Origin of the sequence: Streptomyces sp. NPDC127595 (genome assembly GCF_042671685.1) — a bacterium.
Classification (GTDB): domain Bacteria; phylum Actinomycetota; class Actinomycetes; order Streptomycetales; family Streptomycetaceae; genus Streptomyces.
This window is the reverse complement of the sequence record NZ_JBHXWK010000004.1, coordinates 531,687-553,707: the sequence shown is the minus strand read 5'-3', so window position 1 is coordinate 553,707 and position 22,021 is coordinate 531,687. Positions and strand designations below refer to the sequence as shown.

At 70.2% G+C, this 22,021-nt stretch carries 15 protein-coding genes and 1 pseudogene; 7 read left to right on the top strand and 9 right to left on the bottom strand.

What is annotated here, in order from left to right; translation table 11 throughout:
• The first annotated feature begins 169 nt into the window (after positions 1–169).
• Positions 170–3,079, top strand: coding sequence for an FxSxx-COOH system tetratricopeptide repeat protein (gene fxsT, locus ACFVKT_RS16610; RefSeq protein ID WP_385732139.1), 2,910 nt, complete (start codon positions 170–172; stop codon positions 3,077–3,079).
• A 105-nt stretch (positions 3,080–3,184) separates the two neighbouring features.
• On the opposite strand, the gene ACFVKT_RS16605 is transcribed toward fxsT, so the two are convergent.
• From ACFVKT_RS16605 to ACFVKT_RS16575, 7 genes and pseudogenes are all read right to left on the bottom strand, one after another.
• Positions 3,185–7,009 (bottom strand): multifunctional oxoglutarate decarboxylase/oxoglutarate dehydrogenase thiamine pyrophosphate-binding subunit/dihydrolipoyllysine-residue succinyltransferase subunit, encoded by a 3,825-nt coding sequence (locus tag ACFVKT_RS16605; protein ID WP_385731952.1) that lies wholly within the window; start codon positions 7,007–7,009, stop codon positions 3,185–3,187.
• A gap of 294 nt (positions 7,010–7,303) precedes the next feature.
• Positions 7,304–8,512 (bottom strand): ATP-binding protein, encoded by a 1,209-nt coding sequence (locus tag ACFVKT_RS16600; RefSeq protein ID WP_385731950.1) that lies wholly within the window; start codon positions 8,510–8,512, stop codon positions 7,304–7,306.
• Positions 8,513–8,552: 40 nt separating this feature from the next.
• Positions 8,553–9,290: a response regulator transcription factor gene (locus ACFVKT_RS16595; RefSeq protein WP_266832490.1), complete on the bottom strand. Its 738-nt coding sequence runs from the start codon at positions 9,288–9,290 to the stop codon at positions 8,553–8,555.
• Between the two features lie 113 nt (positions 9,291–9,403).
• A pseudogene (locus tag ACFVKT_RS16590) lies at positions 9,404–10,080 on the bottom strand (spermidine synthase).
• Between the two features lie 131 nt (positions 10,081–10,211).
• On the bottom strand, positions 10,212–10,859 hold the full coding sequence (locus ACFVKT_RS16585) for a GNAT family N-acetyltransferase (protein ID WP_385731947.1): 648 nt from the start codon (positions 10,857–10,859) through the stop codon (positions 10,212–10,214).
• Positions 10,860–10,906: 47 nt separating this feature from the next.
• Positions 10,907–11,719, bottom strand: coding sequence for a GNAT family N-acetyltransferase (locus ACFVKT_RS16580; RefSeq protein ID WP_385731945.1), 813 nt, complete (start codon positions 11,717–11,719; stop codon positions 10,907–10,909).
• Positions 11,720–11,801: 82 nt separating this feature from the next.
• A complete protein-coding gene (locus ACFVKT_RS16575) occupies positions 11,802–12,077 on the bottom strand; it encodes a hypothetical protein (protein WP_385731942.1) in 276 nt (91 codons plus the stop codon).
• 122 nt (positions 12,078–12,199) lie between these two features.
• Between ACFVKT_RS16575 and lon the strand changes: the two genes are divergently transcribed.
• Entirely contained in the window at positions 12,200–14,620 is a 2,421-nt protein-coding gene (lon, locus tag ACFVKT_RS16570) for an endopeptidase La (RefSeq protein WP_385731940.1), read from the top strand.
• A gap of 74 nt (positions 14,621–14,694) precedes the next feature.
• Here the strand turns inward: lon and ACFVKT_RS16565 are convergent, their stop codons facing one another.
• The gene (locus ACFVKT_RS16565) at positions 14,695–15,531 is read right to left on the bottom strand and encodes a lysozyme (RefSeq protein WP_385731937.1); all 837 of its coding nucleotides are present in this window, start codon (positions 15,529–15,531) and stop codon (positions 14,695–14,697) included.
• Positions 15,532–15,853: 322 nt separating this feature from the next.
• On the opposite strand from ACFVKT_RS16565, the gene ACFVKT_RS16560 reads away from it, so the two are divergent.
• Positions 15,854–16,345: a MarR family winged helix-turn-helix transcriptional regulator gene (locus ACFVKT_RS16560; RefSeq protein ID WP_385731935.1), complete on the top strand. Its 492-nt coding sequence runs from the start codon at positions 15,854–15,856 to the stop codon at positions 16,343–16,345.
• Between the two features lie 39 nt (positions 16,346–16,384).
• On the opposite strand, the gene ACFVKT_RS16555 is transcribed toward ACFVKT_RS16560, so the two are convergent.
• Positions 16,385–17,173, bottom strand: a complete 789-nt coding sequence (locus ACFVKT_RS16555; protein WP_385731933.1) for a protein phosphatase 2C domain-containing protein — start codon at positions 17,171–17,173, stop codon at positions 16,385–16,387.
• A gap of 406 nt (positions 17,174–17,579) precedes the next feature.
• On the opposite strand from ACFVKT_RS16555, the gene ACFVKT_RS16550 reads away from it, so the two are divergent.
• The 4 genes from ACFVKT_RS16550 to ACFVKT_RS16535 are packed head-to-tail and all read left to right on the top strand — an operon-like array spanning position 17,580 to position 21,943.
• On the top strand, positions 17,580–20,336 hold the full coding sequence (locus ACFVKT_RS16550; protein ID WP_385731931.1) for a nitrate- and nitrite sensing domain-containing protein: 2,757 nt from the start codon (positions 17,580–17,582) through the stop codon (positions 20,334–20,336).
• Entirely contained in the window at positions 20,333–20,872 is a 540-nt protein-coding gene (locus ACFVKT_RS16545) for a roadblock/LC7 domain-containing protein (RefSeq protein ID WP_385731929.1), read from the top strand. The genes ACFVKT_RS16550 and ACFVKT_RS16545 overlap by 4 nt, the downstream gene beginning before the upstream one ends.
• Entirely contained in the window at positions 20,869–21,285 is a 417-nt protein-coding gene (locus tag ACFVKT_RS16540; RefSeq protein ID WP_385731927.1) for a DUF742 domain-containing protein, read from the top strand. The genes ACFVKT_RS16545 and ACFVKT_RS16540 overlap by 4 nt, the downstream gene beginning before the upstream one ends.
• Entirely contained in the window at positions 21,266–21,943 is a 678-nt protein-coding gene (locus tag ACFVKT_RS16535; protein ID WP_385731925.1) for an ATP/GTP-binding protein, read from the top strand. Before ACFVKT_RS16540 ends, ACFVKT_RS16535 begins: the two co-directional genes overlap by 20 nt.
• The last annotated feature ends 78 nt before the right edge of the window (positions 21,944–22,021 follow it).

The window sequence follows — 22,021 nt, the reverse complement described above, 5'->3', positions numbered from 1 at the left end:
GATACGGGAACGGGGGCCGGGCCGGGCTCCGGCGTCACAACTGGCGGAGGTCGTACGGGCGCGGGCGTCCCGGCCCACCGCACCCAGGCCGACGCCGCGCGCACCGCGCCCCGTCGTCACCACCCGGCCGGAGCCCGTCCCCGAGCGGCACGACGGCCGGACCGTCACCATCAGCTACGCCGGCTTCAACCGGGCCTGGTCCGGATGGATCGCGGACCTGCTGGAGCGGCGCGGCCTGAGCGTCACACAGCAGCGCTGGGACCTGCCCGAGGGCCAGCCTGTGGCGAACGCGCTGCACGAGCTTCTGCTGGCTCCGGGTCAGGTACTGCTGGTCCTCAGCGAGTGGTACTTCCAACTGGGCCCGCGCAGCCACGCCGAATGGAACACCGCCCTGCGCGAGGTCGTCGCCCCGAACGCCGACCGCTTCGCGGCCGTCAGCATCACCTCGACGCCCGTTCCGTCCGCGGCCGTGGTCCTCGCACCGGCCGACCTGCGTGACGTGGACGCGGGCGAGGCCCGGCGGCGGCTGCTGGCCCGGGTCGGCCTCCCGACTGAGCCACTGCCGGACGACTCCGGCCGTTTCCGCCCACGGTTCCCCCTTGAACAGCCCGAGGTGTGGGGCGGGGTGCCACGCCGCAACGTCCGCTTCACCGGCCGGGAAACACAACTCGCCGAGGTGCGCCGCCTGTTCCAGGACACGGACTTCGCCGCGGTCGCCCTGCACGGCATGTCGGGTATCGGCAAGACACAACTGGCCATGGAGTACGTGTACCGGTTCAGCTCCGAGTACGACGTGGTTTGGTGGATCAACGCCGAGCAGCGGGTCACCTACCGGCAACAACTAGCCGGTCTGGCACCGAGGTTGAGGCTTTCCACCGGCGTCGAGTACGGCGAACGCATCCGTGCCGTGCGTCAGGCGCTCGACCGAGGCGAACCGTTCGGCCGCTGGCTGCTCGTCGCGGACGGCGCGGACGAGCCGGACCTGCTCTGGGACATGCTGCCCACCGGCCCGGGCGACGTACTGCTGACGACCCGCAACTCCGAGTGGGCACAACGCGGCGCCGCCCTGCTGGAAGTCCCGTTCTACGACCGCCGCGAATCCGTCGCCTTCATCCGCCGCCGGGCCCCCCGCCTCACCGAGGCCGAGGCCGACCAACTCGCTGAAGCTCTGGAGGACTTGCCGCTTCTGCTGGATCAGACCGCCGGCTGGCTGCGCGACTCGGACATGTCCGTCCAGGAATACATCGCCCTGCTGGCGGACGGCGCCGACCAGGACGTCATCTCGGTCTCCGCGGACTTTCCGCTCGCCTTTGAGACGGCCTGGGCGATCCTGCTGACCAGGTTGCGGGACACCGCCCCCGAATCCCTCGACCTGCTGCGCCTCTGCGCGTTCTTCTCCCCGGGCTCCATCCCCGTACGCCTCCTCAAGGGCATACCGGCGGTCGAACGCCCCGAATCCCTGGTCGGGTTGATGCACGACCCGGTGTTGTGGGACAGGACACTGGAGCGTTTGTCCCAGTACTCGGTGATCCGTCTGGAGTCACAAGGGGCGGCCCTCTACATGCACCGCATGGTTCACCAGGTCGTCCGCCAGGACATTCCCTGGGACGACGCCCAGGAGTTCGCGGCCGCGGTACGCCGCGCGCTCGTCGACGCGGTGCCCGGCAGGCCCGGCGACCCGGAGGCGTGGCCCGCGTACGCAGAGATCGTCCCGCACCTCGAGTACGCGGACGCGATGCACGACACCGACCAGGCCGTGCAGAAACTGGTCGTCGACTGTTTGCGCTATCTCTACCTCTCCGGTGAGTACGGCACCGGCCTCCACCTCGCCGAACTGGCCGTCTCCGCCTGGCAGTCACTCCTGGACCCCGACCACCCGCTGCTGTGGGACCTCGGCCACCACTACGCCAACCTGCTGCGCGCGGTCGGCGACTACCGGCACAGCGAGGCCGTCAGCCGTGCCGCCGCCGAGCGGCACGGGGCGGTCGGCGGCCATCGCGACGGCGAGTACCTGCGCGCCGCCGGCAGCCTCGCCGCGGACCTGCGGGCACTGGGCCGCTACGAGGAGGCGTACGGCCTGTCGCAGGAGGTCTGTGACGCGTACGAGGAACTCGCGGGTGACGAGAACCACCCGGACGTCCTCACGGCACGGAACAACCTGGCGGTGTCGCTGCGCCTGCTCGGTGACTATCGGCGCGCAGGGGACACCGACCGAAGCACCTTGGCAGCCCGCCGCAGGGTCCTGAGCCCTCGCCACCCATGGACTCTGTTCTCCGAAATCCACTACGCGACGGATCTGCGCCTGCTCGGCCGCACGGGGGAGGCCGTCTCGGTCCAGTTGCACAGCGCGGCCCTCCATCAGGCTGAGCTGGGTCCGGACCACCCGCAGACCCTGCGTGCGGAGCACAACCTGGCGTTGTGTCACTACCAGGCCGGGGACCTCACGCAGGCCGAGTCCCTGCTCACCTCGATCCTGATGCGCGCCGAGAGGGCAGTCGGCGAGGACGATCCGCTGAGCCTGATGTTCGCCGCCGCGCAAAGCTGTTTCGCACGGGAGCGTGGCGACCTCGAAGAGGCGCGGCGGCTCGGCGGGTTCGTGGCCGCCCACTATGAGCGGATGCTGGGCCCCGCACATCCCTACACCGCCGGAGCCCACGCCAACCAGGCCCTGATCCTGCGTGCCGTCGGCGAACAGGACGAGTTCCGCGCTCTTGCGGACCAGGCCTTCGACGACATGGCGCGGGCCGTGGGGCCCAGACACCCCTGGACACTCGGCTGCGCCCTCAACGCCTCGTCCGCAGCCGCGTTCACCGGAGACCATGAAGCGGCGCTCGCGATCAGCCGGGACACAGCTCCCAAGACCCGCGAAGTCCTCGGCCCCAGACACCCCCTGAGCCTGTCCGCCCTCATCGCCCTCGCCGCCGATCTACGGGCCTCGGGCGACCGGCCAGGGGCCGACAAGACGGAGGACGCCGCCCTACGCGATCTGGTGGCGACCCGGGGCGTCAACCATCCCGGCACCCGCGCCGCCCGCAACCGTCACCGCCCCCACTGGGACTTCGAACCCCTGACCACCTGACCGGCCCGATCGGCCCGATCGGCAAACGCCGAAGGCCCGGCCCCCCGAAAGGGAACCGGGCCTCCACCGTCGTACACAACCGAGTACGAAACCGTGTCGCGAGACCTACGCCTCGAACACCTCACGCACCAGCTGCTCCTGCTCCGCCTGGTGGCGCTTGGCGGAGCCCACGGCGGGCGAGGAGCCGGCCGGGCGGGAGATGCGCCGCAGGCGCTCGCCGTGCGGGATGTCCGCGCCGACCGCCAGGTCGAGGTGGTCGATCAGGTTGAGGGCGATGAAGGGCCACGCACCCTGGTTCGCCGGCTCCTCCTGGGCCCACAGGTACTTCTCGGCGTTCGGGTACTTGGCGATCTCCGCCTGGAGCTCGGCACCCGCGAGGGGGTACAGACGCTCGATGCGGATGATGGCCGTGTCCGTGCTGCCGCGCTTCGTACGCTCGGCCTCGAGGTCGTAGTACAGCTTGCCCGCGCAGAAGACGACCTTGCGGACCGCGGCGGCGTCGACGCTGTCGTCGCCGATGACCGGGCGGAAGCCGCCCGACGTGAACTCCTCCGTCTTCGACGCGGCGGCCTTGAGGCGCAGCATCGACTTCGGGGTGAAGACCACCAGCGGCTTGTGGTGCGGGTTGTGCACCTGCCACCGCAGGAGGTGGAAGTAGTTCGACGGGAGCGTCGGCTGGGCGACCGTCATGTTGTTCTGGGCGCACAGCTGGAGGAAGCGCTCGATACGGGCCGAGGAGTGGTCCGGACCCTGGCCCTCGTAGCCGTGGGGCAGCAGGAGGGTGACGCCGGACGTCTGGCCCCACTTCTGCTCGGCCGCCGAGATGTACTCGTCGACGACCGTCTGCGCGCCGTTGACGAAGTCGCCGAACTGCGCCTCCCACATCACCAGGGACTCGGGACGGGCCAGCGAGTAGCCGTACTCGAAGCCCATGACCGCGTACTCGGAGAGCAGGGAGTCGTAGACGTTGTAGCGCGCCTGGTCGTCCGAGAGGTACTGGAGCGGGGTGAAGTCCTCGCCCGTGCGGCGGTCGATCAGCACCGCGTGGCGCTGGCCGAAGGTGCCGCGGCGGGAGTCCTGGCCGGAGAGGCGGACCGGGGTGCCCTCGAGGAGCAGCGAGCCGATGGCGAGGGTCTCGCCCATGCCCCAGTCGATCGTGTCGTCCTCGATCATCGCCGCCCGGCGCTGCAGCTGCGGAAGCAGCCGCGGGTGGACGGTGACGTGGTCGGGGATGTTGACCTGGGACTCGGCGATGCGCTTGACGACCTCCTGGGAGATCGCGGTCGCCACGGCCACCGGGAACTCGGCCTGCACCTCCGGGACATGAGCCTCGGGAGCCTGCGAGATGGCCTCGCGGACCTCGGTGAAGACCTTCTCCAGCTGGCCCTGGAAGTCCTGGAGGGCTTGTTCGGCTTCCTCAAGGGTGATGTCGCCGCGGCCGATCAGGGACTCGGTGTACAGCTTGCGCACCGAGCGCTTCTTGTCGATCAGGTCGTACATCAGCGGCTGCGTGAACGCCGGGTTGTCGGACTCGTTGTGGCCCCGACGGCGGTAGCAGATCAGGTCGATGACGACGTCCTTGTTGAACGCCTGGCGGAACTCGAAGGCCAGCCGCGCGACGCGGACGACGGCCTCGGGGTCGTCGCCGTTCACGTGGAAGATCGGCGCCTCGATCATGCGGGCCACGTCGGTGGCGTACATGGAGGAGCGCGAGGACTCCGGGGCGGCGGTGAAGCCGACCTGGTTGTTGATGACGATGTGGACCGTACCGCCCGTGCGGTAGCCGCGCAGCTGCGACATGTTGAGCGTCTCGGCGACCACACCCTGGCCGGCGAAGGCCGCGTCACCGTGCAGGGCGACGGGCAGGACCGTGAAGTCCGTGCCGCCCTTGTTGATGATGTCCTGCTTGGCGCGGGCGATGCCCTCGATGATCGGGTCGACCGTCTCCAGGTGGGACGGGTTCGCGGCAAGCGAGACCTTGATCTGCTCGCCGTCCAGGCCCGTGAAGGTGCCGTTGGCGCCCAGGTGGTACTTCACGTCGCCGGAGCCGTGCATCGACTTCGGGTCGAGGTTGCCCTCGAACTCACGGAAGATCTGCGCGTACGACTTGCCGACGATGTTCGCAAGCACGTTCAGCCGGCCGCGGTGGGCCATACCGATGACGACCTCGTCCAGGCGCGACTCGGCGGCGCTGTCCAGGACGGCGTCGAGCAGCGGGATGACCGACTCGCCGCCCTCCAGGGAGAAGCGCTTCTGGCCGACGTACTTCGTCTGCAGGAAGGTCTCGAAGGCCTCCGCAGCGTTCAGCCGGCGCAGGATGCGCAGCTGCTCCTCGCGCTCCGGCTTGGAGTGCGAGCGCTCGATGCGGTCCTGGATCCACTTGCGCTGCTTCGGGTCCTGGATGTGCATGAACTCGACGCCGGTGGTGCGGCAGTACGAGTCACGCAGCACGCCGAGGATGTCGCGCAGCTTCATGAGGGACTTGCCGGCGAAGCCGCCGACCGCGAACTCGCGCTCCAGGTCCCACAGGGTGAGCCCGTGCTCGGTGATGTCCAGGTCGGGGTGCTTGCGCTGGCGGTACTCCAGCGGGTCGGTGTCGGCCATGACGTGGCCGCGGACCCGGTAGGAGTGGATCAGCTCGAAGACGCGGGCGGCCTTGGTGACGTCGTCGTCGTGCGAGGCGTCGATGTCCTTGAGCCAGCGGACCGGCTCGTAGGGGATGCGCAGGGCCTCGAAGACCTCGTCGAAGAAGCCGTTCTCGCCGAGGAGGAGGTTCGCGACGATCCGCAGGAACTCGCCGGAGGCGGCGCCCTGGATGACCCGGTGGTCGTAGGTCGACGTGAGCGTCATGACCTTCGAGATGCCGAGCTTGTTCAGGGTGTCCTGGGAGGTGCCCTGGAACTCCGCCGGGTAGTCCATCGAACCGACGCCCATGATGACCGACTGACCGGGCATCAGACGCGGGACCGAGTGGACGGTGCCGAGGCCGCCGGGGTTGGTCAGCGAGACCGTGACACCGGTGAAGTCGTCCATCGTCAGCTTGCCGTCACGGGCGCGGCGGACGATGTCCTCGTAGGCCTGCCAGAACTCGAAGAAGTTCAGCGTCTCGGCCTTCTTGATGCCCGCGACGACCAGCTGGCGGTCGCCGTTGGGCTTCACCAGGTCGATGGCGAGGCCGAAGTTGACGTGCTCCGGCTTGACCAGGGTCGGCTTGCCGTCCTTCTCCGTGAAGGAGTAGTTCATCGACGGCATGGCCTTGATGGCCTGCACCATCGCGTAGCCGATGAGGTGGGTGAAGGAGATCTTCCCGCCCCGGGCGCGCTTCAGGTGGTTGTTGATGACGATGCGGTTGTCGAAGAGCAGCTTCACCGGGACCGCGCGCACGGACGTGGCCGTGGGCACCTCCACCGAGGCGTTCATGTTCTTCGCGACCGCGGCGGCGGGGCCGCGCAGCGTCACGTACTCGGGACCGGCCGGAGCCTCGGTCGCGGGTGCGGCCTTGGCCTCGGCAGGCTTGGCGGCGGCCGGAGCGGCCTTCGCAGGAGCCGGAGCAGCGGCGGCGGGCTTCACCGGTGCCGGAGCCTGAGCCGGCGCCGGAGCGGGAGCCGGAGCAGCCGCCGGTGCGGCCTGAGCCTGCGGAGCCGCCTGGGCGGGAGCCGCCGGCGCTGCGGGAGCGGCCGGAGCTGCTGTGGTGGTCGCTGCGGCCCCCGCGGCCGCAGTACCCGCCGGAGCCGAGGCGGCAGCTGCGCCCGGCTTGTAATCGGCGAAGAAGTCCCACCAGGCTCGGTCTACCGAATTCGGGTCCTGGAGGTACTGCTGATAGATCTCATCGACGAGCCACTCATTGGGTCCGAACGCGGCAGCCGGGTTCTTCCCGGAGGCCTGCTCTTCGGTCGAGATGCTCGAGTTACTGGGGGACTGTGGCGACACGGCGGCAACCGCCCTCTTCCGCTTCTCACAAGGTGATGGACAGCGGGAATTAAGGCTACGCCTCCCTGGCCGGGAAGGTCAGGCCGGGCCTGCCCATCGTCGTGTAAGTCACATCGGAAAGTGTGTTTCGGGGGTGGAAATGGCGGGAAACAAGCGGGGTTCCGGCCTGGAGTGGGCATGGCGAAGTGCGCCGATCCGAGGCCGCGGCACGACTCACGTGGCCCTCTGCCTGATCACACGTGCCCGTCAGCGACGAACGTCGATGGATCTTCTGGCTCCGGTTCGAACTTTACGTCAACTTGGCAAAGAGGGAAGCCCTGGAAGGATGACCTGGATCCGGCAACCCCGCTCGGATTCGGCCACGCCGATGCGCCCGCCGTGCAGATCGACCGCCCAACGGGCGATGGCAAGCCCCAGACCCGTACCGCCGTCGCTGCCGGGACCGTGCGGCGCGGGGACCCCGCCGCGGTTGAACCGCTCGAAGACGCGGTGCCACTCCGACCTCGGAATGCCGGGACCCTCGTCCAGGATCTCCAGCGCGAGGGACTCCGGGTAGTCGCCGCGTCTGGCCCTGACGGTCACCCGGCCGTGTGGGGGACTGTGCTTGACGGCGTTGTCGATGAGGTTGGCGACGACCTGGTGGATCCGCTCCGGGTCCGCGTGCGCGGTCAGCTCGGGCGGTGACACGTCGAGGTGCAGATGGACGTCGGTGCGCGTGTGGCTGCCGGAGCCCGAGGCGATGCCCGCACGCGCCGAGGAGACCATGTTGGCCTCCTTCAGGACGCCCGACAGGTACGGCCACACCTCGAAGCGGCGCTGACGCAGCGGTACGACGCCGTTGTCCAGCCTGGACAGGTCGAGCAGCGTCTCCACGAGACGGCCGAGACGCTCCGTCTGCTTCAGCGCCGTACGCATGGTCTCGGGGTCGGCGGCGGAGACGCCGTCCACGACGTTCTCCAGGACCGCGCGCAGCCCCGCGATGGGGGTCCGCAGCTCGTGGGAGACGTTCGCCACGAGCTCCTTGCGCTGGCGGTCCTGGGCCTCCAGTTCGTCGGCCATCAGGTTGATCGTCTGGGCGAGGTCGCCCAGCTCGTCCCGGCGGTCGTCGCGCACGCGGCGGGTGTAGTCGCCGTGCGAGATGGACCGCGCGACGGCGTTCATCTCGTCGAGCGGGGCCGTGAGCGAATGCGCCACGAACTGCGTTATCAGCAGTGTGGCGATCATCGAGAAGACCGTGATGAAGCGCAGCTCGGTCTGCGTGCGCGCCGCGATGATGGACAGACCCGTGGTGATGAAGACCGAGACGACGACCAGGGTGCCGAGCTTGGTCTTGATCGAGAAGGGCCGTACGCCACCCCAGGGGCTCTCGCCCTTGGACCCGTCGAGACTCTTGGAACCGGCGAAACCGGAGCCCGCGTGTTCGCGCTCACGGCGTCCTGAGCCGGTGCTCCCGCGCTCCCCGAACCCGGGTCTCGCGCCCTTGCGGTCCCCGAACCCGCTCATCACATCAGCCCCCTCAAGAATGCCCCGGCCGAGGTCCGGCTCAGGGAGTCGGGGTCTCCAGGGCGTAGCCCACGCCGTGGACCGTACGGATCCGCTCGGCGCCGATCTTCCGGCGCAGCGCCTTGATGTGGCTGTCCACGGTCCGCGTACCGGAGGCGTCCGCCCAGTCCCAGACCTCGGCGAGCAGCTGCTCACGCGAGAGTACGGCCCGCGGGGTGTTCGCGAGGCATACGAGCAGGTCGAACTCGGTGGGCGTGAGGTGCACGTCCTCCGAGCGCACCCGAACCCGGCGCTGCGCGTGGTCGATCTCCAGCTCGCCGAGTCTGAGGATCCCGCTGCGCGGCGTCGAGGCGGCCACGACGGCACGCTCCACCCGGCGCAGCAGGACGTGCACGCGGGCGGCCAGCTCGCGCATGGAGAACGGTTTCGTCATGTAGTCGTCGGCGCCGACGCCCAGACCGACCAGCATGTCGGTCTCGTCGTCGCGCGCTGTGAGCATCAGCACCGGCACCGGGCGCTGGGCCTGCACACGGCGGCAGACCTCAAGACCGTCGAAGCCGGGCAGCATGATGTCGAGGATCAGCAGATCGGGCTGCCATGCCTCGGCGGTGTCGACGGCGGCCGGGCCGTCGCCCGCGGTTTGCACCAGGAATCCCTCGGCGCGCAGACGTGCCGCGATGGCGTCGACGATCGTCGGGTCGTCCTCGACGACCAGGACCCGTCGTTGAGCGCCGGGCGTCGCCGCCGCGCCGTTGTGGGAGGTGTGTGTCTGCTCCATCGCCCGCCCCTGAAGTGTGCTTTCCGGAATCCGTGGGGTGATCCCATGACTGCGCTTGACGCTTGAATGATCCGCGTCAGGCAAGCAGAGTACGGGCAGTCGCCGCGGCTCGGCTATCCAGGTCTTACCGCGAGATGGACGACGTCCGGAACGCCCCGGGCAACGGGGATCTCTTCGGTACGCACCCCCTTGAACCCGGCATTCCGGAGGGTTCCTTCAAATTCCGGAGAGGGTCGCGCCGACCACACCGCGAGTACCCCGCCGGGCCTCAACACCCTTGCGCAGCCTGTGAGTCCGGCCTCCGAGTAGAGGCTTTCGTTGCCCTCCGTGACCGTCCAGCCGGGTCCGTTGTCGATGTCCAGGCACAGCGCGTCGTATGTGTCGCAGATCTCATTGACGTAGGCGAGCAGATCCGCTTCGACGATCTCCGTGCGCGGGTCGGCGAGCGCCTCGGCCGACAACGGGGCCAGCGGCCCGCCGAGGTGCCAGTCGATCACCGCCGGCTCGCGCTCCACGACGGTGATACCCCCCAGCGCGGATCCGAGGCCGCGTGCGCGAGTGAGAACCCGACGCCGAGGCCGCCGATCAGCAGCCTCGGCTCCGCCCGCCCGTCCAGCGCGCCGTAGGCGGCGTCGACGAGCAGCCGCTCCGAACGGCCGTCGGAGGTGTCCATCAGGAAGCACCCGTTGGCGATGATCTGCAGCAGCGCGCCATGACGCCGCAGCACGACCTCGCCGTACGGGCCCTCGCGACGATCGATCACTGCGGGGGTGTCGTACGAGGTGACCATCGGCCCATCCTGGCAGCTCCGGGATGCCAGGCGGTCGAATTACCCCCGTTCCAGGGGGCGGAGCCGACACCTTCGCCGACGTGAGGAAGGCGACGTGGCCTCGGCCACGGAAGGCGGCTGCCCGCGGAGGTTCAGCCGACCCCGGTGAACTTCGCGCTCGTCAGCGGTGCCTCCACGCGCCAGCCGAGGGACTCGTACAGCGCCCGCCCGTCCGGTGTTCCGCCCAGTACGCCGGTCCTGGCGCCCTGTGCGACCGCCGCGCGCGTCACCGTGCCCATGACCAGTCGGCCGAGACCGCGCCTGCGGTGCTCCGGCGCCGTCTCGACCTGGTCGACGACCGCCGTCGCGCCGGTGGCCGCGATCTGGGCGCGCGCGGCCCAGGAGCCGTCCGGAGCGGTGACCAGGGCGCGGGTGACGCCGCCGTGCGCCCAGGTGCGCAGACGGTAGCCGTCGGGAGTGGCCACGGACGGGACGGCGGTGAGAGGGGCCGACATCAGGTACCCGGGCTGGGGGTCGATCCACCAGCCCTGACCGAGCCAGGGTCCGACGGTCGACGCCTCGGCGAACACCTTGAGCCACACCCCCGCTCCGGTCACCGAGTCGGCGACCTTCCGGACCACGGCCTCCTCGACAGCCCCGTTCGTCGCCCCGAGAACATGCCGGGTGACGTGCTCCGCCTGCCCCACATCGACCGAGCAACCCCAAGCCTCGACCACCGGCGGAGCCGCCCCACGCGAGAGGACCCAGCCGTCGACCCAGGCCCGTACGATCTCGTCCACCAGAACCCCTTGTAATGACTGCATGCGCTGAAGGAGTCTTACTTTAGCTACGGAGTCGGCGGGCTGGCCTGTGGCGGCGACCACACATAGGGGGTGGTCGTGGTGATGGCGTGGAATCCCAGGCGGCGCAGGATCGGGGCGCTGTCGTCGGAGGCGTCCACGTGCAGGAATCGGACGCCGCGGGCCGCGGCGAGGGCGGCGCGGGTGGCGACGAGGGCGCGGTAGATGCCCCGGCTCCGCCATCCGGGGAGCGTCGAGCCGCCCCACAGGCTCGCGAACTCGGTGTCCTCGCGGAAGACAAGCCAGGCCGCGGAGACCACTTCACCGTCCGCCTCGGCGACGAAGACGGCGATCTCGTCGGGGGCGGCCTCGACCCGGCCGATCAGGTCGTCGGCGAGCCAGCTCCAGTCGGCCTCCCACACCGCCGACTCCATCGCGGCGATCCGGTGCATGTCCACGTCCGCCGTGACCCGCCGCAGGACGACACCCGGCGGCACGACCGGCCGCCGTACGGCCGCCATTTCTTCCGCGAGTCCGACGACCACCGTCTCCTGCTCCTCGGGCACGAAGCCCGCGGCGCGCAGCCGCTCGGTGAGGCCGGCGGGGCGGTCGTGCCCCCGCGTCTTCCACTCCACCGCCTCACCGCGCCCGGCAAAGTACTCCCGCTGCCGGGCGATCAGACGGTCGAGTTCCGCCCCGCCCACCCCGAGATCACGCGGACCGCTGACCAGCCCGCGGAACTGCCCGACGATCCGCAGCAGCGGCCCGTCCTGTTCGTACGTGACCCCTGTCGGAGGGGTGGGAGGGGCGCCGCGCATCTGGTCGTCGTAGGCGGAGAGGAGGGGGTGGGTGTCTGTCACCCGGAAGACGGTACGGACCGTGCCGGCCGGGGCAACCGAATTAATATGCGAGCGGCGTCCCGGGCGGGGCTGGGTCAGGCGGTCAGCGGGGGCCGAAACCGCCGTACGGTCGCAGAGGGATGATCTGGAAGTCCGACATCTGCTTCTGCGCCAGGGGAAGGGCTGCCACCGCTGCTTCGGCGGCGGCGAGTGACTCGGCTTCGAGGAGGAAGCACGCGCCTCGCGTGTCGTCGCGCAACCAGATCTGGCGAAGTGCTCCGTCGGCGTAGAGCCCTCGGACCGTCTCGGTCTCCTGAGGCAGGACGGCCGCGAAGTCCTCGTCGCTGAACCGGTCGCTGTAGCGCTGGGTGATCACCATGAATTGCACCTGCGGAAGCTATCAAGGCGCCCGATCGCTGACAGCGAACACCCCCGGGGAACACCAGAGCGCTCACAAGCATTGAGTCCACATAGCTCAACTTGCTTGTCGAGAGGAAGATCATGGCTGCCGATACGACGTCCGCACCGCTCAACCTGCCCGTGCTGCCGCTCGACGACGAGGTCGTGCTGCCCGGAATGGTGGTTCCGCTGGACCTGAACGACACCGATGTGCGGGCCGCGGTGGAGGCCGCTCAGGCCGCCGCCCGCTCGACACCGGGGAAGCCGCAGGTGCTGCTGGTGCCGCGGATCGACGGGACGTACGCGGGCACGGGTGTGCTCGGGACGATTGAACAGGTCGGCCGCCTTGCCGACGGCGACCCGGGCGCGCTGATCCGCGGCCGCGGGCGCGTGAAGATCGGCGCGGGGACCACCGGTCCCGGTGCCGCGCTGTGGGTGGAGGGGACGCGCGTCGGTGAGACCGTGCCCGAGCCGCTGCCCGGCCACGTCACCGAACTGATCAAGGAATACAAGGCCCTGGCCACCAGCTGGCTGCGCAAGCGCGGCGCCTGGCAGGTCGTGGACCGCGTCACGGCGATCGACGACGTGTCCGCCCTTGCCGACAATTCCGGCTACTCACCTTTCCTCTCCACCGAACAGAAGGTGGAACTGCTGGAGACCGCGGATCCGATCGCTCGCCTGAAGCTCGCCACCGAGCAGCTCCGCGAGCACCTCGCCGAGCAGGATGTCGCCGAGTCCATCGCCAAGGACGTACAGGAAGGTGTCGACAAGCAGCAGCGCGAGTTCCTGCTGCGGCGCCAGCTCGATGCCGTGCGCAAGGAGCTCCGTGACCTCAAGGGGGAGGGCGGGGAGGACGAGAGCGACGACTACCGCTCCCGCGTCGAGGCCGCCGACCTTCCGGAGAACGTCCGCGAGGCCGCTCTCAAGGAGGTCGAGAAGCTGGAGCGCGCGAGCGACCAGTCGCCCGAGGGCTCCTGGATCCGGACCTGGCTCGACACCGTCCTGGAACTGCCGTGGAACGAACGCACCGAGGACGAGTACGACATCCAGGGCGCCAAGGCGATCCTCGACGCCGAGCACGCGGGCCTGGAGGACGTGAAGGAGCGGATCACCGAATACCTCGCCGTGCGCAAGCGGCGTGCCGAGCGTGGGCTCGGCGTGGTCGGCGGCCGTCGCGGCGGCGCCGTGCTCGCGCTCGTCGGACCTCCCGGCGTCGGCAAGACCTCGCTCGGCGAGTCCGTCGCGCACGCCATGGGCCGCAAGTTCGTCCGGGTCGCCCTGGGCGGCGTACGCGACGAGGCCGAGATCCGCGGACACCGGCGTACGTACGTCGGCGCGCTGCCCGGCCGGGTCGTCCGCGCCATCAAGGAGGCCGGGTCGATGAACCCGGTCGTGCTCCTGGACGAGATCGACAAGGTCGGCTCCGACTACCGAGGCGACCCCGCCGCAGCCCTCCTCGAAGTGCTCGACCCCGCCCAGAACCACACCTTCCGCGACCACTACCTGGAGGTTGAACTCGACCTCAGCGACGTCGTCTTCCTGGCGACCGCCAACGTCCTGGAAGCCATCCCGGAGGCCCTGCTCGACCGTATGGAGCTGGTCCGCCTCGACGGCTACACCGAGGACGAGAAGGTCGTCATCGCACGCGACCACCTGCTGCCGCGCCAGCTGGAGCGGGCCGGTCTGGAGAAGGACGAGGTCACGCTCGACGAGAGCGCGCTGCGCAGGCTCGCGGGGGAGTACACCCGGGAGGCGGGCGTACGGAACCTGGAGCGCGGCATTGCCCGGCTGCTCCGCAAGGTCGCCGCTCAGCACGAACTCGGTGAGCGGAAGCTGCCGTTCACGGTGACCGAGGACGATCTGCGCGGGCTCATCGGGCGTCCGCACCACGTGCCCGAGTCCGCCCAGGACCCGGCCGAGCGCCGTACGGCGGTCCCTGGTGTCGCGACGGGACTCGCCGTCACGGGTGCGGGAGGTGACGTCCTCTTCGTGGAGGCGTCGCTCGCCGACCCCGAGACGGGCGCGGCCGGTCTGACCCTCACCGGTCAGCTCGGTGACGTGATGAAGGAGTCGGCGCAGATCGCGCTGAGCTTCCTGCGCTCGCACGGAGCCGAACTGGAACTGCCGGTCGGCGACCTGAAGGACCGGGGCGTGCACATCCACTTCCCGGCCGGGGCCGTCCCCAAGGACGGTCCGAGCGCGGGCGTCACCATGACGACCGCCCTCGCGTCGCTGCTCAGCGGCCGGCTGGTCCGCACCGACGTCGCCATGACCGGCGAGGTCTCGCTCACCGGCCGTGTCCTGCCCATCGGCGGCGTCAAGCAGAAGCTGCTCGCCGCACACCGGGCCGGGGTCACGACGGTGATCATCCCGAAGCGCAACGAAGCCGACCTGGACGACGTCCCGGCCGAGGTCCTGGACAAGCTCGACGTCCACGCGGTGACGGATGTCCGCCAGGTGCTGGAGCTGGCACTCGCTCCGGCGACGAACGGCGCCACCGCGGAGGTTCCGGTGGCGGCGTGACGGACGCCATCGGTTGAGGAAGGCCCGGGCCCCGCGAGGGACCCGGGCCTTCCCATGCTCGATGCCGGCCGGTGTCACCCGTTGGCGAGTGCCACCACCCGGTCCAGCGCGCCGTTGAACTTGTTGTGGTCCCCGACCGTCGGACCCGACGACGTGTACTGCCACATCGTGTAGTAGCCCCAGCCGGCGGGCAGCGTGCCCACGGCGGTGGCGTAGCGGGCGACCCACAGCGGGTTGGCGGTGGCGAAACCGGCGTAGTTGCCGGTGCACTCCGTCCACCAGGTGGTCGCCGTGTAGATCACGGCGTCCCGCCCGGTGCGCGCCTTGTACTGGGTGAGGAAGCTGCTGATCCAGCTGACCATGGCGCTCTGCGTCTTGCCGTAGCAGGAGGCGCCGTACGGGTTCCACTCGATGTCGAGTACGCCGGGCAGCGTCCTGCCGTCCTTCGACCAGCCGCCTCCGTGGTCGACGAAGTAGTTGGCCTGGGTGGCGCCGGTCGTCGTGTCGGGGGTCGCGAAGTGGTACGCGCCGCGGATCATGCCGACGTTGTAGGAGCCGTTGTACTGCTGGGCGAAGTAGGGGTTCGTGTAGTACGTCCCTTCCGTCGCCTTGGCGTACGCCCATTTGACCCCGCTGCTCCACAGGGTGGACCAGGCGACGTTGCCCTGGTGGCTGCTGACGTCCACGCCTTCCGTCTGCGTGGCCCTGCTGTCGGCCGGGGTGCCGCCCTGGCCGTCGTGGGCGACTACGCCCATACCCAGGTGGGCCGAGCCGCGGGCGGGGACGTCGGCTGCCTGGGCCGGTACGGCGAGAAGGAGGGAGAAGGCGGCGAGCAGGATCCCGAACGCGGGAAGGCGCTTCGGGGTGTGCGAGCGGAGGAGCGTGCGGGATCTGTATCGGTGCGCGGGCATGTCGTGCCTCCGAGGAGATCGGTGGTGCACGGTGGTGCTCGGTGGGGGAGCGCCGGCGGCATGCGCCTGCCGCGGTGGGGGGTCAAGTCATCGTCGACTTGTTGTTTGCGTGGCGCAGGGGTCACATGCCATGCCGGGCAAATTCCTGCTGTGGGCATGCCACAGTTTGCCTGCCCTTGACGCTACGCACTTGGAAGACGGCGTGGGAAGAGGGCCCGGACGCTGCCGATGGTCTACGCCTGCGAAATACTGGCGGAGCTGCGGCGACGGCGATTTTTGGCAGAAACTTTCAGGATCGGGAAACCGAGTCAGGGGTGCTGACGTGCACGAGGACGCGAACGGCGACGGGCATCGCGGCGAACCCACGGCGTCAGGAAGTGGTGTGGACCAGGAATTCCCCTCGCTGGAACGCGAGTTGACGGTGTTCCTGCGGCGGGCCCGGGCCTCCTCGGGCGAGATGGCCCGGGCGGTCCATCCCGACCTGGAGTCCTCCGCGTACGGGCTCCTCATCCGGCTGGACGAGTGCGGCCGCCAGCGCGCCACGGAGCTCGCCGCCTACATCGGCGTCGGCAAGGCCACCATGTCCCGCCAGCTCCGCGCCCTGGAAGACCTCGGCCTCGTCGCCCGCGAGCCGGACCCCGCCGACGGCCGCGCCTGGCTCGTCCACCTCACGGAGGAGGGCCGGGTGCGCTTCCGCGCGGTGCGCGAGGCGCGGCGGGCGCGGTACGTCCGGCAGCTCAGCGGCTGGGACCCGCGGGAGGTGGCCGAACTGGCCCGGCTGCTGCACCAGCTGAACACCGGGATCGAGAAGTAGCCGGCCACGCGCGGAAGCGGCGCGGCACGCCTCGGTGACTCACCACTCCACGAACACCACCGTCGCGTCGTCGTGGGTCTTGCTCCGCCCCAGCCGCGCCCGCGTCTCCGCGTCCGCGGACTCCAGCGCCCGTACGCGGGTGACGAGGGCCTGCGCCCCCTCCTTCCGTACGAAGGTGAACAGGCCCGTCCAGTCCCCCTCCCGGAACTTCTCCACCCACCGCGTGGCACCGTCCGTCAGGGCGGCCAGCGCCCGGACGGAGGACCGGGGCACCGTCCCCGTCACCGCGCGCGAGGCCACCGAGGGATCCGCGGCGGCCGTGAAGAAGCCGCCCTCCTGGTTGCGCAGGGTCGCGTCGGTGCGGGCGGCGGAGGTGAGGGTCTCCCGGGGGACGCGGGAGAGGCGGTCGTCGAGGAGCGCGGTGACGGCGCCTTCGGGGGACTCCAGCAGCAGCGCGGAGTCCGACAGGACGAGGTACTCGACCTCCGCGGCGGACCAGCGGGCGAGGACGACGGTTGCCTGAGGTGTGCGGGGGTGAGAAAGGTCACAGGTCTCGGCGTGGGCCTCGGCCGTACGCGCGATCGAGCGGGAAAGGATCTCAGCCAGCGTCAGATCCCGGCAGGTAAGGGACAGTTCGGTCAGCGCGCCGCCCAGGCGGGAGGAGAACCAGGCGACGGAGTGCAGGCAGCCGTCGTCACCCGCGGGGGGTGTCACACCGTCCAGGACGACCAGCGCGCCCCCTTGTCCCGAGGCGGGAAGTCCGACCGATGCGAAGTCCTCATTGGGGCGGGCCGGGTCGCCGGGCTCCGAGACGAGTTCAGTACGCATCCGGCCAGTCTGCACGAGCCCTTCACAAGATCCACGAGAGGTCGGCATCGGTTGCCGAATGGGCGCGGATCAGCAGATCAGGAGCCGGGTTTGGCATGGAATGATCGACTCCGGCGAAGCGTGGCGGCGAATACTGCCAAAGCCCGTCGCTCACGTCCAACCAGCCCGCCGCGCAGGCGAACCGCAGGCCTCAGAGGGACTTGCCCGCCAACTCCCGTCCGATGTTCACTCCTTCGGGTGGCGGGCCGGATGATGCGGGACCACTGTCCACCGGCACTGGGAGGGTCGGGAACCGGTGGGGGCGCCCCCTGCTTGAGCGAGTCGAAAGCTCGGGGGAGAGCGAACACCCCAGTTGACGGAACGTCACCCGGGCACATGGGTACACGAGTCAGGAATGCGAGCACCGGTGCAGAAGACGCGGCCGAGGCGCACAGGCAAGCAGACGGCCTCCACGGAGGGCGCCGCTGGCGCCGCCGCCGACTCGGCGGGCAGGGGCCGAACCGCCCACGTACGCAATCGGCTGATTGTCGCCGTTGCGGTCGTCGCGGCCGCCATCGCCGGCGCAGGGGCACCCACGATCCTGACCGCCTCGGGTCAGTTGAACGACTCCCAGAACCTGGTGACGCTCGCGCAGCGCACCCAGCAGGCGCTGACCCTCGCGCACTCGCTGGCCGACGAGCGCGACGAGGTCACCTCGTACATCGCCGCGGGCCGCCCGAAGGACAAGGTGCCCTCGGAGCAGCGCGGCGCCCGGGTCGACCGGCAGGTCGAGGAGCTGCGGGCGGACGAGGACGCCCCGGCGTCCCTCCTCACGGACCTCGACGCCATCGCCTCGCTGCGCCGAGCGGCACTCACCGGCGCGAGCACAGCACTCGAAGCGCACCAGTCGTACTCGGGTGCCATCACCGAACTCCACGCCCTCGCCGAGGAACTGGCCGAGCAGGTGCCGCCCCGCGCGGGCTCCGGCGCGCACTCCCTCGCCGAGCTGGACTCCGCCGTCCAGCAGTCCGCCGCCGCCCGTGGACTGCTCCTCGCGGCCCTCAGCGTCCCGATCACCACCGAGACCACCACCGACCCCTACACGGGCCTGACGAGCACCACCAGCACCTCGTCGGAGGCGGACACCAAGCAGCGCGACGCGCTCAGCGCCGCCGCCCAGCAGGCCCGCCTCCGCTCGGACGCGGCCCTCGCCGAGTTCCGCGAGACGGCGCCCAAGGCCGACAAGACCTCGTACGACTCCACGGTCACCGGTCCCGACGTCACCGACGCCGACGAGTACCTCACGGACCTCACCGACCAGCCGACGCTCTCCGACGACGAACTCGACACCAGCACCGACAAGCTGGACACGGCGCTCTCCGCCCGCGTCGAGCTGATGCGCGGCGCCGAGGCGTCCCTCAACAGCCGCCGTATCAAGGACCTCGAAGCGCTGCGGGACGACGACGTCACCGCGCTGGAGATCCGCGTCGCGGCCATCGGCACGCTGCTGCTCGTCGCCGTCGGCGTCTCGATGGCCATGGCCCGCAGTCTCACCCGCCCGCTGTCCGTCCTGCGGCGCGGCTCCGCCCGTCTCGCCGCCGACCCGGGCACGGAGGAGCCGGTCAAGTTCACCGGCCGCAACGACGAGTTCGCCCAGGTCGTCCGCTCGGTGAACGCACTGCACGCGCACGCCGCCGAGCTCCACGAGCGGATCACCACCCTCGAAGGCGACCGCAAGCACCTCATCGGCCAGCGCCAGCTGATGGCCGACGAACGCGACAAGCTGCGCACCGAACTCGCCGCGGCCGCCGCCCACTTGGAGCAGGTGCGCGGCACCATCCACGGCACCTTCGTCAACCTGGCACTGCGCACCCTCGGCCTCGTCGAACGCCAACTCGGCATCATCGAGGGCCTGGAGGAGCGCGAGCAGGACCCCGACCGCCTCTCCACCCTCTTCAAGCTGGACCACTTCGCGACGGTCATGCGGCGCCACAGCGAGAACCTGCTCGTCCTCGCGGGCGCCGACCACGGCCAGCAGCACGCCGGTCCCGTCCCGCTCGTCGATGTCGTACGCGCCGCGGTCAGCGAGATAGAGCGGTACGAGCGGGTCCGCATCACCGCGCTGCCGCCGCACGCACACCTGGCCGGCTTCGCCGCGGACGACATCTCGCACCTGGTGTCCGAACTCCTGGAGAACGCCGCGTCGTTCTCGCCGCCCGACATGGCCGTGGAGGTCTCCGGCTGGCTCCTGGAAAACGGCGAGGTGATGCTCTCCGTGCAGGACGAGGGCATCGGCATGACCGCCGAGCGGATGAGCCTGCTCAACACCCGGCTCGCGGAGTTCGATCCCGACGACGCCTACGACCAGGAGGGCGGCGAGGGACTCGGGCTCGGCCTGTACGTGGTGGCCCGGCTCGCCCACCGGCACGGGGTACGCGTGCAGCTGCGCGAGCAGAAGCAGGGCGGTATCGCGGCCGTCGCGGTCCTCCCGAAGAGCCTCCTGGCCGCCTCCCCCTCCACGGCCGTACCCTCCGCCGCGCCGGCCACGGCCGGTGCCCCCTCCCTCACCCTTCCCGGCGCGGACGCCGAGGCCAACTCCAACGTCCTGCGCGGCCGTTCGACGCTCACGGCGCGGCCCCCGGCCGCGGACGTGGACCCGCTGATCGCGGCGGCGGAACGGACGGCGAGGGAGGCGGCCGCCGCAGAGGCGACTCCGGCACCGGAGGAGCCCCCGGCGGCCGACGAACCCGAGCCGACCCCCGAGACCACGATGGAGCTCCTGGTCCCGGTGCCCGGGCCCGACCCGGCCGAAGCACCGAGGGCAACCCTCCCCACCCAGTCCACATCCACCCCCGCCACCCCCACCGAAGACCCCTACGCCATCGGCCCCGACGCCCATGAGCGGACCGCGGACCTGGACGAGCCCGGCCGGGTCACCGACAAGGGCCTGCCCAAGCGGACGCCGAAGATCACCGAACCCGTGGCGGCCCCGCGGCCACGCACGGGCGGGGTGGACGCCGAGGCCCTGCGCCGCAGGCTCGGTGGCTTCCACCGGGGTGCGGAGGAGGGCCGCCGCGAGGTGGAGGCGGAGATCGCCGACCAGAACGCGCCCGCACATGGCGCGGGGTTGCACGCACAGGACGTAGAACCATCGGGGGGCACAGTCGAGGAGGCAAGCAGTTGACCGCGCCCAGTACCTTCGGCCTGAGCAGTGAAGCCCGTAACCTGCACTGGCTGTTGACGAACCTCGTCGAGGAGGTGCCCGGCCTTCTCTCGGTCGCGGTCGTCTCCTCCGACGGCTTGCTGCTGATTTCCTCCGACCCCGGAAGAAACGAGGAGGCACGGGAGTCGAGAGAGGCGCACCGTACGGGCCCCAAGGGATCCGCAGCCGACCTGGCCACCATCGTCTCCGGCATCGGCAGCCTCACCATCGGTGCCGCCAAGCTGATGGACGGCGGCGCCGTCAAGCAGACGATGGTCGCGATGGACGAGGGCAGCCTCTTCGTCATGTCGATCAGCGACGGCTCGCTGCTGGGTGTGCACGGCTCCCCGGACTGCGACATGAGCGTGGTGGCGTACCACATGGCGCTTTTCGTGGGACGCGCCGGCCATGTGCTGACCCCCGAACTCCGCATCGAACTCAGAAAGTCCCTGGAGACCGAGAGCGAGACCGAGACCCAGCCTGAACCGGAGATCGAGTCGACGGGGAGCGCCCGATGAGTAGTGGCAGCGGCAGTCGTTCACCCAAGCTCCCCGTCCGAGGCAGCGACCGCAAACCGGCCCGCGTACGCCCGTACTCGCTCACCGGGGGACGCACCCGCTTCGGTCACGTCCTGCTCGTGGAGACGTTCGTCGCGGCGCTCGAAGCCCCGGAAGAACGCCGGGAGTTGCCCAATGGCTCGCTGGAGACCCGGGTGATGCCCGAGATGCGGGCCATCGTCGAACTCTGCCGCCGGATGCGAACGGTGGCCGAGGTCGCAGCTCTCCTCAAGATGCCGCTCGGCGTGGTCCGGGTGCTTCTGAGCGACCTGGCGGACCAGGGAAAGATCCGTGTGTACGGAACCGGTCACGGCACGGGACAGCCGGACCGCGCTCTGCTGGAAAGGGTGCTGAATGGACTCCGTCGTCTCTGAGGGCGCGCCAAGAACCGCCTTCCCCAAGGCAGTTGACGAGCCTGACCCGGTAACTCCGCGGCTCCCCGATGCCGATGAGAACCTCCAGGCCTGGCAGACCGACCGCACCCGCGCCCCGATCGCGACGAAGATCGTGGTGGCGGGCGGTTTCGGCGTGGGCAAGACCACGCTCGTCACCGCGGTCTCCGAGATCACGCCTCTCCAGACGGAGGCGCTGATGACCCAGGCCAGCGAGGACACCGACGACCTCAGCGCGACGCCCGAGAAGCTGACCACCACCGTGGCCATGGACTTCGGCCGCATCACGCTCGACGACGACCTGGTCCTGTACCTCTTCGGCACGCCGGGCCAGCAGCGCTTCTGGTTCATGTGGGACGACCTGGTGCGCGGCGCGATCGGCGCGGTCGTCCTCGCCGACACCCGCCGCCTCACGGACTGCTTCCCGGCGCTCGACTACTTCGAGAGCTGCGGACTGCCGTACGTCGTCGCGGTCAACCACTTCGACGGCAGCCAGCGGTACGAGCCCGAGGACGTGCGCGAGGCCCTCACGATCCCCCCGCACATACCTGTCATGATCATGGACGCGCGCCGCCGGATCTCGGCCGTCGAGACCCTGCTGGCCCTGGTGGGCCACGCGCTCGCAGTCACGCCCGAATAGAGAAGCCCAGCCCCGAATCAGCGAAGCTCAGCCCCGATTCGGGGCGGCTCAGGGACGCCCAAGCCGTAGGAGACACCA

What these genes read in the sequence shown, in the direction of transcription:
- lon (WP_385731940.1), top strand. Translation starts at nt 12,200, where the DNA reads ATGGCTGCCGATACGACGTCCGCACCGCTCAACCTGCCCGTGCTGCCG.
- ACFVKT_RS16540 (WP_385731927.1), top strand. Translation starts at nt 20,869, where the DNA reads ATGAGTAGTGGCAGCGGCAGTCGTTCACCCAAGCTCCCCGTCCGAGGC.
- ACFVKT_RS16555 (WP_385731933.1), bottom strand. Translation starts at nt 17,173, where the DNA reads ATGCGTACTGAACTCGTCTCGGAGCCCGGCGACCCGGCCCGCCCCAAT.
- ACFVKT_RS16535 (WP_385731925.1), top strand. Translation starts at nt 21,266, where the DNA reads ATGGACTCCGTCGTCTCTGAGGGCGCGCCAAGAACCGCCTTCCCCAAG.
- ACFVKT_RS16565 (WP_385731937.1), bottom strand. Translation starts at nt 15,531, where the DNA reads ATGCCCGCGCACCGATACAGATCCCGCACGCTCCTCCGCTCGCACACC.
- ACFVKT_RS16575 (WP_385731942.1), bottom strand. Translation starts at nt 12,077, where the DNA reads ATGGTGATCACCCAGCGCTACAGCGACCGGTTCAGCGACGAGGACTTC.
- ACFVKT_RS16600 (WP_385731950.1), bottom strand. Translation starts at nt 8,512, where the DNA reads ATGAGCGGGTTCGGGGACCGCAAGGGCGCGAGACCCGGGTTCGGGGAG.
- ACFVKT_RS16595 (WP_266832490.1), bottom strand. Translation starts at nt 9,290, where the DNA reads ATGGAGCAGACACACACCTCCCACAACGGCGCGGCGGCGACGCCCGGC.